The organism is Providencia sp. PROV004 (genome assembly GCF_011045615.1).
In the GTDB taxonomy this organism is placed as follows: Bacteria; Pseudomonadota; Gammaproteobacteria; order Enterobacterales; family Enterobacteriaceae; genus Providencia; species Providencia rettgeri.
Window position 1 is genome coordinate 2760607 of the sequence record NZ_CP042859.1, and the last position, 13734, is coordinate 2774340.

The window sequence follows — 13734 nt, forward strand, 5'->3', positions numbered from 1 at the left end:
TTACCCTCCTTTATATAATTATAATGTCTAAAAAACATACCGTCTTCATATTATTTTTTGAATTATATATTAATTTTCTTTTATATTTACAACTTTTTATTTATACATTAGCTATTAAATACCTATTTCTAGTTATAATGACTGGTTTATTATGTGGTATAACTCCCATTAATACTTCGCAAACTCATCCATTATCTCAATCCAGGCTTAATAAGATAACCTATCAATTATCTTATTAATAAGAATAGCCGCACTCTCCTTTTTGATCTATCTATTTTACCTCTTATAGTAGTCATGAATAACAATAAAAAAAACAACGACAAATAAACCTTTAAAAAACAAATGAATATAGTTAATCTTAAAATCATGTTAATTACAGTCATTTTGATTTAACCTATACTAATTTTTAATAAATAAAATTTCATTGAAATATAAACCAAGAAATAAATAGCTTATCATTAATTCCAGTTGAATTAATTCACATTAGGAATAAAACATTTGTTTTATTCCTAATGAAATTTAAGAAGCTGGGGATTAAAAGAGTCGTTGTTGCTTATCGATGATTTTTTCTTGATCTGGTTTTTTATTTAATATTCTTAAATAGCGTTGGCGACATAAACGAAGTACATTTCGTTTTTCAGTATCCGAGAATTTTAGCCAATTAAAGCGTTCATCACGAGTGCGGTAACAACCTCGACAATAACCTTGCTCATTACTTTGACAAATACCACGGCAAGGGCTGGGGATCTCAAAAAATTCAAGTTGTTCGGCCATAAGTTTCCCCTTCAAAAGAAAAAATCACATTAAATCTGTGATATACTCCTAAAAATGAGTATTACCATTATTTGTTCAAAAAACAAACTGTAATCATTGTATTTATTAATTTAAGCACGTTATATTAATAGGTAAATCGATTCAGGCTGATTCTAAGAGGTTTAAAATGCGCTTACTCCATACTATGTTACGTGTTACTGATATGCAGCGTTCTATTGATTTTTACACAAAAGTGTTAGGCATGCGCTTATTAAGAACGAGTGAAAACACAGAGTATAAATACTCTCTCGCGTTTGTTGGTTACAGCGATGAAAGTGAAGGCGCCGTCATAGAGTTGACCTATAACTGGGGTGTTGACCAATACGATATGGGTAATGCATATGGTCATATCGCTCTAGGCGTCGATGATGTTGCAAAAACGTGCGATGATATCCGTAACGCAGGTGGAAACGTCACACGTGAAGCGGGCCCTGTTAAGGGCGGAACCACTGTGATTGCATTTGTGGAAGATCCTGATGGTTATAAAATTGAACTGATCGAAAATAAAAGCGCAAGTAAAGGCTTAGGCCATTAATTCGCGATATGATTTAGAAGTTTAGGTACCTAACTTAGCACCTAAACTTCTATCACCGTTTACCTGCAAATTTTTACTGGTTTTGGCATAATGTCATCCAACTAGAAAACTAAAATCGAAAGTCCTAATGTCTGAAAAAAACAATCCAAACGCCCTAGTGAACCGCTTTAGGGGATACTATCCTGTCGTTATTGATGTTGAAACTGGTGGGTTTAATGCAAAAACTGACGGCCTGTTAGAAATTGCTGCCATCACCTTAAAAATGGATAAAGACGGCTGGCTCTCCATGGATGAAACATTGCATTTTCATGTAGAACCTTTTGAAGGGGCGAATCTTGAACCGTCCGCTCTTGCCTTCACCGGAATTGATCCAACAAACCCTCTACGCGGTGCTGTTAGCGAATATGACGCCCTTCATGCGATATTTAAAGTCATTCGCAAAGGAATGAAAAACACAGATTGTAATCGCGCAATTATTGTCGCTCATAATGCTAATTTTGATCACAGCTTTGTCATGAATGCGGCCGAGCGAGCAGGTTTAAAACGTAATCCTTTCCATCCATTTGCGACCTTCGATACTGCAGCACTGAGTGGCCTTGTATTTGGTCAAACAATTCTGGCAAAAGCTTGTGTTTCTGCGGGTATCCCATTCGATGGTAAACAAGCTCATGGCGCACTGTATGATACGAATCGCACGGCTTTGCTATTTTGTGAAATCGTTAATAAGTGGAAAAAATTGGGTGGTTGGCCAATTATTGAAGACAGTCAATAATCTTTTAGTAAATCACCATGACAGAAAAAACCGTATTTGATGTAAAGCAAAAATGCCTTCGTCAAATACGGTTTTTACGTCTTTTATTTGTGGCTTAATTTAGTCTGCGCTAGCTTCATCTGCTGGACGATATTTATCCGCAGTTTCTTTGATTAGAGACTGGAGCTCACCACGCTGGAACATTTCCATGATGATATCACAGCCACCGACCAGCTCACCATCCACCCATAATTGTGGAAAAGTCGGCCAGTTTGCGTATTTTGGCAATTCAGCGCGAATATCTGGGTTTTGTAAGATATCAACATAAGCAAAACGCTCACCACAAGAAGACAGAGCTTGTACTGCTTGAGCAGAAAAACCACAGCTCGGAAGTTTAGGAGAGCCTTTCATATATAATAAAATTGGGTTTTCTTTAATTTGGCGCTCAATTCTTTCAATAGTTGTCATTTTTAACTTCCTTAAAACAAAGATGCAGGTTTGCAGTCAGCCGGTAACTGAGAGTCTACCGCAACTTAACAGAATACATTGACTGATATAATAAGAAACTGAATTGTTTCATACAATATGCCAGTTTTATAGGGGCATTACTATAGCATTCCAAAAAGCAAAAAGGCATCTTTTCTATCTTCTCTTTACCTAAGTCAAACAAGCAGCTATTTCTAGTTAAAAATGCATATTTGATATATTCAGGTCATCTATTCGGAATATCCATATGATTTCTATGTGTAACTCCCCTATTTATTTGTTAACATTTGAGTAACGCTATTACCTTTACCTTTGTAAGGTTTAACGTGTTATCATTAATATATTAAATATCATATCGCCGATAGGCGAAACTCTAATGATAAGCAGTAACCGACTATTTCGCTCATTTTAAGAGCAAACACCCTAAGTTTTTTGATATAAAAGCAATCAAGGAGTACGAAATGTCATTTGAACTACCCGCTTTACCGTATGCAAAAGATGCTTTAGAACCTTATATCTCAGCTGAAACCTTAGAATATCACTATGGTAAGCACCATAACACGTACGTTGTTAACTTAAATAACCTAATCAAAGGCACTGACTTTGAAGGAAAATCTTTAGAAGAAATTATCAAAACTTCTGAAGCCGGAGTTTTTAACAACGCAGCACAAGTTTGGAATCACACTTTCTATTGGAATTGCTTAGCGCCAAATGCAGGTGGTGAACCAACAGGTAAAGTAGCTGATGCAATCAATAAATCATTCGGTTCTTTCGCTGAATTTAAAGCTCAATTTACTGATGCAGCAACCAAAAATTTTGGTGCAGGTTGGACATGGCTGGTGAAAAAAGCAGATGGTAGCCTTGCTATAGTGAATACATCTAACGCTGCAACACCTATTTCTGGTGATGATAAGCCCGTGTTAACTGTTGATATTTGGGAGCACGCTTACTATATCGATTACCGTAACGCTCGCCCTAAATATTTAGAAAACTTCTGGGCACTGGTTAACTGGAAATTTGTGGAAGAAAATTTAGCATAACAATTTCTGCTTGTTGCTAAGTTTAGATACTGCAAGGGCGAGATATACTCGCCCTTTTAAATTCACCCTACTCAAGGCTGAAATAAAATCAGAAAATATGCGCAGCAAGAAAGATAATTAATGCTAATGAGCCCAGCGCAGCAAGCAATCCATATTTAACATCTGTATCCATGAGTTCCTCTCATTCTAATGTAATTGAATTAATAAATAACCATGAAACAATAAAGGTTATTAAGTATACATATCCAAAAAAGTAAAACTAGTGTCTATATCACATGTTATAACATCAATTATTTCTTTCGTTTTTGCGCTAGATCAGACAAAATCGACAACAAATCGCTAAATTATTGCCAGCAAAGGATCAATGCATCAATATGCAGGTAATTTTTTAACAAGAATTCTTATAGAGACCGGTTATTGGTCAGGAGTTTTTTTCCCCCATGGCAACGATTAAAGATGTGGCGAAGCGCGCTGGCGTATCTACCACAACCGTATCCCATGTTATTAATAAAACGCGCTTTGTAGCTGATGACACTAAGGCTGCGGTTTGGGCTGCAATTAAAGAGCTCAATTATTCGCCAAGTGCGGTTGCCCGTAGTTTAAAAGTTAACCACACAAAGTCGATTGGGTTGTTAGCAACTTCCAGTGAAGCGCCTTACTTCGCTGAGGTGATCGAATCTGTTGAAAATAGCTGTTATGAAAAAGGCTATACGCTGATTCTTTGTAATTCTCATAACAATTTGGGAAAACAAAAAGCGTATTTACAGATGCTAGCACAAAAGCGCGTTGATGGCTTACTTGTGATGTGTTCCGAGTACCCTGATACCTTAATTGGTATGCTAGAAGATTACCGCAATATCCCAATGGTAGTCATGGACTGGGGAACTTCTCGTGGCGATTTTACAGATAGCATTATTGATAACTCGTTCCATGGTGGATACCTAGCAGGTCGCTATTTAATTGACCGTGGGCATCGCGATATTGGAGTGATCCCTGGTTCACTTGAAAGAAATACAGGTATTGGACGTTTAACTGGCTTCAAAAAAGCAATGGAAGAGGCCAAAATTACACTAAAAGAAGAATGGATAGTTCAGGGGGATTTCGAACCTGAGTCTGGCTATAAAGCAATGACGCAAATTTTAAGCCATAAACAGCGCCCTACCGCTGTATTTTGTGGTGGTGATATCATGGCAATGGGAGCAATTTGTGCCGCTGATGAAATGGGATTACGTGTTCCACAAGATATTTCAATCATTGGCTATGATAATGTGCGAAATGCGCGCTATTTTACACCGGCATTGACCACAATCCACCAACCCAAAGAGCGTTTAGGGCAAATGGCCTTCACAATGCTGCTCGATCGTATCGTCAATAAGCGCGAAGATGCTCAAACAATCGAAGTCCACCCTCGCCTTGTAGAACGTCGTTCTGTTGCAGATGGTCCATTTATCGATTACCGCCGATAGTACGAATAACTAGGTTGAAAGCCACTCTGCGTTAAGCGTTTCGTTATCGCCAAGGTAATCTAACAACCAGCTGAGCGCTGGTGATGTATTATTTTCCACCCAAGTTAAACAGCAAGGACTGGGTGGAAAAGGCTGCGCTAATGATAGTTCAACTAATTGGCCGTTTTCACAAAGCGGAGCCGCTCGATGCTCAGGTACCATCCCAACACATAACCCATTAACTAAACAAGCTAAGCCATTTTCCCAGTAAGGCACAACAAGCCGACGCTGGTTATCAAGAGCCCAAGTATCACGTTTGGGTAGGTTACGTGAAGTATCTTCAAGGCACAAACTAGGGTACTCTCTCATTTGATCATCGGTCAGTTTTTCACCTATTCTGGCTAATGGGTGCTCTGGGCTTGCAACACACATCCACGACATAAAACCCATATCACGGAAACTATACCTTTCACCAATTGGAGATGCTCGAGTCGCACCAATCGCAACATCTACACGCCCATCAGCAAGTGCATCCCACACCCCATTAAACACCTCTGGATGAATAAAGAGTTCGATATCAGGAAAATGACGATAAAAATCAAGAATTAGCTGTTCTGTCCGCTGTGGTTTGACAATACAATCAACGGCAATACTAAATTGACCACGCCAACCATTCGCAACTTGCTGACACTGGTGACGAGTATCTGTCATTTTTTTGATAACAGAACGGCTCTCCTTAATAAATATCGCCCCAGCTTCCGTTAGCACAACATCACGATGTCGACGCTCAAACAGAGGAACCGCAAGCCATTCTTCAACTTGCTTAACGGTATAGCTGATTGCAGAAGGTACACGGTGCAATTCTTCAGCAGCACCACTAAAGCTTCCAGTTCGAGCAACTGCATCAATCACTTCGAGTGCATGCGCAGACCACATAACTTCTCCTTTCAAAAATTTTGATAACAAGATCCAAATATTACCGTTTCACAACCTAAAAAAATAGCCTATACAATGGCGTCATCATTAACATTTTTTTAAATATCAGATAAGTAATAATTATGTCGAATACTGTGAAAAAAAACGCCCCTGGATTTATGGTGTACCTTGCAGGACTTAGCATGCTGGGGTTTTTAGCCATTGATATGTATTTACCTGCATTTGGTGCTATGCAAGACACCCTGCATACATCCGAAGGCGCGATCAGTGCTTCTCTCAGTATCTTTTTAGCTGGTTTTGCCTTCGCTCAGCTATTATGGGGGCCATTATCAGACAAACTTGGCCGTAAGCCTGTTCTCATTGTGGGCTTAACTATTTTCATTTTAAGTAGCTTAGCTATTTATTGGGTGGAAACCGCAACACAGCTATTAACACTACGTTTTTTACAGGCGGTTGGAGTCTGCTCCGCGGCTGTTTTGTGGCAAGCACTAGTTATCGACCGCTATGATGAAGCAAATACCCAAAAAGTTTTTGCTTCTATTATGCCGCTAGTCGCGCTATCCCCTGCTTTAGCGCCATTATTAGGTGCATGGGTTCTTGAGCACCAAACATGGGAAGCAATTTTCCTGATCCTAATGGCGGTGGGTATATTACTTTTATTACCAACGCTCTTTTTGAAAAATGTTTCAGTTAAAACAATAACTGATGACAACCAACCACAAGCTAAGATTTCTTTCTCAAATTTGCTCAGTTCCCCTGTTTTCAGCGGCAACGTACTAGTTTATGCATCCTGTAGTGCAGGTTTCTTCGCTTGGCTAACAGGTTCTCCCTTTATTTTACGCAATATGGGCTTCAATCCTGCTGATATTGGTTTGAGTTATATTCCACAAACTCTAGCCTTCATTATTGGTGGATATGGCTGCCGTATTTTATTAGCAAAAATCCGAGCAGAAACAATATTTCCATTGTTACTTCTTGGTTACGCGCTAAGCATGTCCATTTTATTTATCATGGCTATCTATACCACACCATCATTAACCATGATCTTGATTCCATTCTGCTTTATGGCAGCAATGAATGGAGCCTCTTACCCAATTGCAGTATCTAAAGCACTAAATACATTTCCTAGTGCGAGTGGTAAAGCAGCTGCGTTACAAAATGCCTTACAATTAGGGCTATGTTTTTTAGCAAGCCTACTTGTTTCTGCCTTGACCTTCGATCCATTGTTGGCAACAACCGGGGTCATGGCAGTCACAATTATTCCAATGGCCATTGGCTATTTTATGCAACGTTGTGCCAGCAAAAACAATCAAACTCTTAAGCAAGTCGATTACCATGCGAATTCATAAAGTGTAGTTTACTGAATCAACCATGCCGATAAGACTCGGCATGGTTTTTATTTTAGTGAATTCAAGAAAATGTTCCTTCAGTGTATAGCACTTGTGAGGATACGGTAATATTTATTAAGTATGTTGCTATATAACCCATTATTCTTAACTTACAACCCCTAATATTCTCTCATCAATTTTCTTTATTCAAAGCGGATTTCACTAAAAAATAAGGCTTTTATTTTGTCATCTACTAAGATATAGATATTTCTTGGTTAATTTTCTTGTTAAAAAACGTTATCATTGCGACATTAAATAATGAGTGCTCAAAAATGATGTTAAAACAGTATTATCCACCAGATGAATTAAAATCCTTTGTTAGTTCTATTTTGATAATCAAAGAGTTTACAGAGGCAATTAAAATTTTCCCTGGAACTGGTGCTGAAATCTGGGTTTCATCAGATGCTTTTTGCATGACAACAGAGAGCGACTCAGTCGCAGACTCATACCAACTTATTATTCCTAGGGTTAATACGTTTACTGCTAGCCCCAATCATTCTAAAGTCATGGTATTACGTATTCGTCATGATGCCTTACGTTTTTTACTACCTCAAAGCACACTAAATTATACGGATAAACCCATCGCATTGAGTGGCATATGGGAAGACCGCTGGTTTGAAGCTTTAGCTAATTCTTCATTTAAAGAGCTGTTAGAGTGTTTTAATAAGACAAAAGCCAAGAAAAAACCTCATTTCATAGATGAAATCTTAGAGTTGCTATATCGTAACCCAACTAAAAAAATCACTGAAATTGCCGAAGAGACCGGCTTACATGTCCGTGTCATTCAAAAAGAGTTTCTAAAAGAATATGGTATTACGCCAAAAAGGTACCAGATCAATTGTCGCTTAGAACATGTTTTAAAAAGTATGGTAGTAGAACAAGACACCTACCGCTGGTTTGAAACAGGCTATTATGATCAATCCCACTTTTACCGTGATTTTAAAAGATACTTTACTATGACGCCGTCGGCATTTTTAAAATCGAGTTATTCGCTTTTTTACAATACAAAAACTAAGTACCCATTAAGATAGTTCTTAATACATAAGGAGAACGGAATGAGTATTGTTGTGTATGCCCAAATTACAACAGAAAGGACGGATGGGTATTTAACGAAAGAAATCGTTCGTGACTTAGCAAAACTAAGCCGCCGAGAGAAAGGATGCATTCAATATGATCTTATGGCTAAAGAGAATGGTTACATTGTTTTCGAGGAATGGGAAGACACTCAGGCATTAGAGATGCATAAAAATAGCCCTCATTTCAGGCGATTAGTTGAAGCAATTGAACGTGATAACGCCAGCTTTTCTGTCAATTTTAGTGAAAGATGATCTATTAATAATGAAAGCTAGAGCTAGTTGTCATTTTTGAGAATTTTAATCATCTTTATTTAATAGAACTTCATAACCTACATTCAAGAAACAAAGATTGAACGTGTTTCATTCAGGCTATAGCATAAACCATTATTGCTATAGCCTACCTGACTGTTTATGCCGCTATTTATCTTTCAAGCACGAAACACGGTTATTACTTTGCATGCCTATTTACTCTGTTTTTGCTGCGTCAGCCAATTCTTCTGCTTGTTGTAATAATCTTTCTTGTTCTTTTTGATTTAAAACACGCTCAACAGTATCAACAATCGCCTGAGTTTGTGGATCTATCTCAATATTTATTTTATCACCCAAACGTTTTTTACCTAATGTTGTTCTCTCTAATGTTTCAGGAATGAGATGCACACAAAAACGATTATTGATCACGTCACCGACAGTTAAACTAATACCATCAATCGCTACAAATCCTTTATGTAAAATGTATTTCATTAATGGTTTATCATGAATTGACAACCAAATTTGATGGTTATCTTCAGATGTGAAGATTTTACTAATTTCAGCGGTTGTCATAATATGACCAGAAACAACATGCCCACCTATTTCGTCACCGTATTTTGCGGCACGTTCGATATTAACAACATCACCTTCTTGCAATTCCCCCAAATTAGTTAATCTCAGGGTTTCTTTAATTAGATCAAAACTGACTCTTTCGCCATCAATTTTTGTTACCGTCAAACAACAACCATTATGCGCAACGGAGGCCCCTGTTTCTAAACCTTTCAGCAATTCTGGGGTAAACTTCATTACATGAGTTCTAAAGTTGGCTCTTTCTGTAATTTCAATAATAGGAGCAGTCGCTTGAACAATGCCTGTAAACATAATGATTCTCAGTGTAGTGGATTAATAGACTCAGTTTACATCAGAATTTTTAGAGATCTATCCTATTTGAGTGGTAAACAACACGATAATAAACCTTATATTCAGTAATATATTAGGCTTGAAAATGCTCTTTTATAGTTTGTTACCATATCATTATTGGAATCTATTTAGAAACGGGATAGAATGAGCGGTTTTTAATAATCAATGAGTTTTAAGTAACTCACTTATTTTTCTAATTTTTTTCCTCTTACTTGCTTTTATTACAAAGGTGTATGCGTGCAGAAATATTTTACAGAAGCGCGTAGCTTGTTGGCACTTGGTATTCCTATCGTTTTAGCTCAATTTTCACAAACTGCGATGGGGTTTGTGGATACAGTTATGGCTGGAAGCGTTAGTGAAATTGAGATGTCCGCAGTTGCAGTTGGTTTTTCCATCTGGCTGCCAGCTATTCTTTTTGGCCAAGGGATTTTAATGGCATTAACCCCAATCGTTGCACAAATGAATGGGTCAGGTCGTCGTAACTTAATTGGTGACCAAATTCAGCAGGGCCTGTGGTTAGCGCTACTTTTAGCCTTAGGTATTATGTGCCTTCTTTATAATAGTCAGCTAATTATTAGTAATATGCCCCATATTGATAAAGAATTGGCGGATAAATCTGTCCGTTTTTTACATGCTATTATGTGGGGTGCGCCAGGCTACTTATTTTATCAAGTATATCGTAGCCAATGTGAAGGGCTTTCAAAAACCAAGCCGGGGATGGTGATTGGTTTTCTCGGCTTAATGATTAATATTCCCATTAACTATATCTTTATCTATGGTCACTTTGGTGCCCCCGCTTTAGGTGGTGTTGGTTGCGGTGTCGCCACCGCATCAGTGTATTGGGCTATGTGTCTGATGATGAGATGGTATGTGAAACGTGCTACTGCGCAGCGTGATATTCGCCCTACACTCTCTTTCACATCGCCAAATCCATTAATCTTGAAGCGAATTATTGTGTTAGGTACACCAATTGGTCTGGCACTTTTCTTTGAAGTCACTTTATTTGCTGTCGTTGCACTGCTAGTCGCTCCATTAGGTGTTGTCGCAGTAGCTGGTCACCAAGTTGCGTTGAATTTCAGCTCTGTGATGTTTATGTTCCCATTATCATTAGGAATAGCTGCAACCATTCGCGTAGGTTACAACTTGGGACAGAAATCAACTGAAGCGGCTAAAGTTTCATCTTATACTGGCATTGCTGTTGGCTTAATGGTCGCTTGTTTTACCGCGGTTCTCACAGCCGTCTTCCGTGAGCCGATTGCAATGATGTATAACAAAAACCCCGAGGTGGTTGTTTTAGCTAGTAGTTTAATGCTATACGCCGCTATTTATCAGTTGTCAGACTCTGTGCAAGTTATTGGTGCGGGCATTTTACGTGGCTATAAAGATACGCGTTCTATTTTCTTTATTACCTTCACTGCATATTGGTTACTTGGCTTACCTTCCGGCTATATCTTAGCGTTAACTGATATCATTGCACCGGCGATGGGGCCTAAAGGCTTCTGGATTGGCTTTATTATTGGTTTGAGTGCGGCTGCAATAGGAATGGCGACACGAATTATGTGGATCCATAAGCAGACAGAGGATGTTGTTTTACTTCGTTCAGCGCGCTAATCGACGGTTTTTTAAGCTTTTTATTATGGGAGAAGATGTATTTCGCACCAGATAGTTTTAAATACGAGCAAACTATCACGAAAATACATTTTCCCCTTGCCAGATGAACTTCATAACGTTAATATTCATCCCCGTTGTCACCTAGATAACTTTTAGATGCGTCCGTAGCTCAGTTGGTTAGAGCACCACCTTGACATGGTGGGGGTCGGTAGTTCGAGTCTACTCGGACGCACCATTTCTAGTGAACACAATGTTAATTTTCAGCGCGTCCGTAGCTCAGTTGGTTAGAGCACCACCTTGACATGGTGGGGGTCGGTAGTTCGAGTCTACTCGGACGCACCATTTCAAATTAACACAAATCAAGTCTCTCAGTGCGTCCGTAGCTCAGTTGGTTAGAGCACCACCTTGACATGGTGGGGGTCGGTAGTTCGAGTCTACTCGGACGCACCATTTAATTTATCTTCCTACCCCACTATAATTTCTCTTGATTGTCTATTATTATTCCCTTATTTTGTTGCGCAACAAATTAACAGCCTAATATCAACTGAATTTTTGATCTGAACGCCTTCTTCTTTTAATTTAATAAAATTTGATTTGTCTCACAGTTTTTTGTTGTCTATAATACTCACATTGGCTGAAAGGTTTCAACAGTAATAAATCAATACGTTAGCTTTAATTGAATTTGTCATCTACACTATAATAAGAATCAAAATGTGACAAATTTAAGTGTAAAAATGCATTAAACACCAGACTGTCGCCTATTCTTATAAATGAGTTGCGCAACAAAATTTACCCTGCGCACGACTTATTAAATGTACTAAGCATCGGCGGCAATACCGATTTCCTTTATAACATTAGATAGACTGCCATGAAAAAAACCAAAATTGTTTGTACTATCGGTCCAAAAACCGAATCAGAAGAAAAACTGACCCAACTCCTTGATGCAGGCATGAACGTCATGCGTCTCAATTTCTCTCACGGTGACTACGAAGAACACGGTCAACGTATCAAAAACCTTCGCGCTGTTTGTGCAAAAACAGGTAAACAAGCTGCTATTTTGCTAGATACTAAAGGGCCTGAAATCCGCACCATGAAATTGGAAGGTGGTAACGACGTTTCTCTCGTTGCTGGCCAAACTTTTACATTTACTACCGATACCTCTGTGGTAGGTAATAAAGATAAAGTTGCGGTGACCTATGCGGGTTTAACTTCAGATTTGAAAGTTGGCAATACCGTATTAGTTGATGATGGCTTAATTGGTATGAAAGTGACTAATGTCACTGCAACTGAAGTTGTTTGTGAAGTTTTAAATAACGGTGACCTCGGTGAGAAAAAAGGGGTTAACCTGCCAGGCGTTTCAATTGGCCTTCCAGCATTAGCAGAAAAAGATAAAGAAGACTTAGTCTTTGGTTGCCAGCAAGGTGTTGATTTTGTTGCTGCTTCATTTATTCGTAAGCGCTCAGATGTTGAAGAAATTCGAGCTCACCTGAAAAAACACGGTGGCGAGAACATCCAAATTATTTCTAAAATTGAAAACCAAGAAGGTTTAAATAACTTTGATGAGATTTTAGAAGCCTCTGACGGCATCATGGTCGCTCGTGGTGATTTAGGCGTTGAAATCCCAGTTGAAGAAGTTATTTTTGCACAAAAAATGATGATTGAAAAATGTGTTGCAGCACGCAAAGTCGTGATCACAGCAACCCAGATGCTTGATTCAATGATCAAAAACCCACGCCCTACTCGCGCGGAAGCGGGTGACGTTGCCAATGCTATTTTAGATGGCACTGATGCGGTTATGTTGTCTGGTGAAAGTGCTAAAGGTAAATACCCGGTAGAAGCTGTTACCATTATGGCAACTATCTGTGAACGTACAGACCGTGTAATGCAAACTCGCATCGATAACCAAAAACCAAGCCAACGCCTACGTGTCACTGAGGCTGTATGTCGTGGTGCGGTGGAAATGTCTGAAAAATTAGATGTCCCATTAATCGTTGTTGCAACTTATGGCGGTAAATCGGCTAAGTCTGTCCGTAAGTATTTCCCTACTGCACCAATCTTAGCGTTAACTACCAATGAAGAAACTGCACGCCAGTTACTGTTAGTTAAAGGTGTGATCCCAATGATAGTTGGTGGTTTTACTTCTACAGATGACTTTTATCGTGAAGGTAAACGCGCAGCTCTAGAAAGTGGTTTAGCTGTTTCTGGTGATGCGGTTGTAATGGTCTCTGGCGCATTAGTACAAAGCGGAACAACCAATACATCTTCAGTTCACGTACTTTAATTAGTCTTTAATTGTCTTCTAAAAGGCCGATAGTGATTATTTTAGCTATCGGCCTTTTTATTTAGATTTAACATTTAGTGCTGCCTTGATGTAACTATCCCTTTATTTACTTTTCTCTAGTAAATATCTTATTGCATTTTAAGTGTAATATCATAAACCCCACTTAAATTGGTCAAATAACAACCTTCATTGATCTTAATTT

The 13734-nt window shown here is 38.6% G+C and carries 13 protein-coding genes and 3 tRNA genes; 12 read left to right on the plus strand and 4 right to left on the minus strand.

Translation table 11 applies throughout. The annotated features are described in order from the left end of the window. Window positions 1-534 precede the first annotated feature (534 nt). Window positions 535-774 (minus strand): DUF1289 domain-containing protein, encoded by a 240-nt coding sequence (locus FVA69_RS12420; protein ID WP_004910445.1) that lies wholly within the window; start codon window positions 772-774, stop codon window positions 535-537. A gap of 166 nt (window positions 775-940) precedes the next feature. On the opposite strand from FVA69_RS12420, the gene gloA reads away from it, so the two are divergent. Continuing rightward, complete coding sequence (gene gloA, locus FVA69_RS12425) at window positions 941-1348, plus strand: lactoylglutathione lyase (protein ID WP_004910442.1); 408 nt, start codon at window positions 941-943, stop codon at window positions 1346-1348. Between the two features lie 127 nt (window positions 1349-1475). Then, window positions 1476-2120 carry a ribonuclease T gene (gene rnt / locus FVA69_RS12430; protein ID WP_004910441.1) on the plus strand — a complete coding sequence of 215 codons (645 nt, stop codon included), beginning with the start codon at window positions 1476-1478 and terminating at the stop codon, window positions 2118-2120. Window positions 2121-2219: 99 nt separating this feature from the next. Here rnt and FVA69_RS12435 read toward each other — a convergent pair whose 3' ends face one another. Then, a complete protein-coding gene (locus FVA69_RS12435) occupies window positions 2220-2567 on the minus strand; it encodes a Grx4 family monothiol glutaredoxin (RefSeq protein ID WP_004910439.1) in 348 nt (115 codons plus the stop codon). A 479-nt stretch (window positions 2568-3046) separates the two neighbouring features. Between FVA69_RS12435 and sodB the strand changes: the two genes are divergently transcribed. Further along, entirely contained in the window at window positions 3047-3625 is a 579-nt protein-coding gene (sodB, locus tag FVA69_RS12440; RefSeq protein ID WP_110731882.1) for a superoxide dismutase [Fe], read from the plus strand. A 440-nt stretch (window positions 3626-4065) separates the two neighbouring features. Further along, window positions 4066-5091, plus strand: coding sequence for an HTH-type transcriptional repressor PurR (purR, locus tag FVA69_RS12445; RefSeq protein ID WP_004910435.1), 1026 nt, complete (start codon window positions 4066-4068; stop codon window positions 5089-5091). Window positions 5092-5100: 9 nt separating this feature from the next. Here the strand turns inward: purR and punR are convergent, their stop codons facing one another. Continuing rightward, window positions 5101-6006 (minus strand): DNA-binding transcriptional activator PunR, encoded by a 906-nt coding sequence (gene punR / locus FVA69_RS12450; protein WP_004910433.1) that lies wholly within the window; start codon window positions 6004-6006, stop codon window positions 5101-5103. Window positions 6007-6128: 122 nt separating this feature from the next. Between punR and punC the strand changes: the two genes are divergently transcribed. The 3 genes from punC to FVA69_RS12465 all read left to right on the plus strand — a co-directional run bounded on the left by punC (window position 6129) and on the right by FVA69_RS12465 (window position 8722). Further along, a complete protein-coding gene (punC, locus tag FVA69_RS12455) occupies window positions 6129-7355 on the plus strand; it encodes a purine nucleoside transporter PunC (RefSeq protein WP_164528914.1) in 1227 nt (408 codons plus the stop codon). A gap of 311 nt (window positions 7356-7666) precedes the next feature. Continuing rightward, window positions 7667-8425 carry a helix-turn-helix transcriptional regulator gene (locus tag FVA69_RS12460; protein ID WP_226537834.1) on the plus strand — a complete coding sequence of 253 codons (759 nt, stop codon included), beginning with the start codon at window positions 7667-7669 and terminating at the stop codon, window positions 8423-8425. Window positions 8426-8449: 24 nt separating this feature from the next. Beyond that, the gene (locus FVA69_RS12465; RefSeq protein WP_004910428.1) at window positions 8450-8722 is read left to right on the plus strand and encodes a putative quinol monooxygenase; all 273 of its coding nucleotides are present in this window, start codon (window positions 8450-8452) and stop codon (window positions 8720-8722) included. A gap of 213 nt (window positions 8723-8935) precedes the next feature. On the opposite strand, the gene FVA69_RS12470 is transcribed toward FVA69_RS12465, so the two are convergent. Next, window positions 8936-9601, minus strand: coding sequence for a riboflavin synthase (locus FVA69_RS12470; protein ID WP_004910425.1), 666 nt, complete (start codon window positions 9599-9601; stop codon window positions 8936-8938). Window positions 9602-9877: 276 nt separating this feature from the next. Here FVA69_RS12470 and FVA69_RS12475 point away from each other — a divergent pair, with 276 nt between their 5' ends. From FVA69_RS12475 to pykF, 5 genes are all read left to right on the plus strand, one after another. Then, window positions 9878-11251 carry an MATE family efflux transporter gene (locus FVA69_RS12475; protein WP_004910423.1) on the plus strand — a complete coding sequence of 458 codons (1374 nt, stop codon included), beginning with the start codon at window positions 9878-9880 and terminating at the stop codon, window positions 11249-11251. Window positions 11252-11409: 158 nt separating this feature from the next. Continuing rightward, window positions 11410-11486: transfer RNA gene (locus tag FVA69_RS12480), tRNA-Val, on the plus strand. A 30-nt stretch (window positions 11487-11516) separates the two neighbouring features. After that, a tRNA-Val gene (locus FVA69_RS12485) sits at window positions 11517-11593 on the plus strand. 31 nt (window positions 11594-11624) lie between these two features. Beyond that, window positions 11625-11701, plus strand: a tRNA-Val gene (locus FVA69_RS12490). Window positions 11702-12119: 418 nt separating this feature from the next. Further along, entirely contained in the window at window positions 12120-13532 is a 1413-nt protein-coding gene (gene pykF, locus FVA69_RS12495; RefSeq protein WP_004910422.1) for a pyruvate kinase PykF, read from the plus strand. The last annotated feature ends 202 nt before the right edge of the window (window positions 13533-13734 follow it).

Coding starts and splice junctions, on each gene's coding strand:
- FVA69_RS12465 (WP_004910428.1), top strand. CDS start 8,450: ATGAGTATTGTTGTGTATGCCCAAATTACAACAGAAAGGACGGATGGG.
- purR (WP_004910435.1), top strand. CDS start 4,066: ATGGCAACGATTAAAGATGTGGCGAAGCGCGCTGGCGTATCTACCACA.
- gloA (WP_004910442.1), top strand. CDS start 941: ATGCGCTTACTCCATACTATGTTACGTGTTACTGATATGCAGCGTTCT.
- FVA69_RS12460 (WP_226537834.1), top strand. CDS start 7,667: ATGATGTTAAAACAGTATTATCCACCAGATGAATTAAAATCCTTTGTT.
- rnt (WP_004910441.1), top strand. CDS start 1,476: ATGTCTGAAAAAAACAATCCAAACGCCCTAGTGAACCGCTTTAGGGGA.
- sodB (WP_110731882.1), top strand. CDS start 3,047: ATGTCATTTGAACTACCCGCTTTACCGTATGCAAAAGATGCTTTAGAA.
- FVA69_RS12420 (WP_004910445.1), bottom strand. CDS start 774: ATGGCCGAACAACTTGAATTTTTTGAGATCCCCAGCCCTTGCCGTGGT.
- FVA69_RS12470 (WP_004910425.1), bottom strand. CDS start 9,601: ATGTTTACAGGCATTGTTCAAGCGACTGCTCCTATTATTGAAATTACA.
- punC (WP_164528914.1), top strand. CDS start 6,129: ATGTCGAATACTGTGAAAAAAAACGCCCCTGGATTTATGGTGTACCTT.
- pykF (WP_004910422.1), top strand. CDS start 12,120: ATGAAAAAAACCAAAATTGTTTGTACTATCGGTCCAAAAACCGAATCA.
- punR (WP_004910433.1), bottom strand. CDS start 6,006: ATGTGGTCTGCGCATGCACTCGAAGTGATTGATGCAGTTGCTCGAACT.
- FVA69_RS12435 (WP_004910439.1), bottom strand. CDS start 2,567: ATGACAACTATTGAAAGAATTGAGCGCCAAATTAAAGAAAACCCAATT.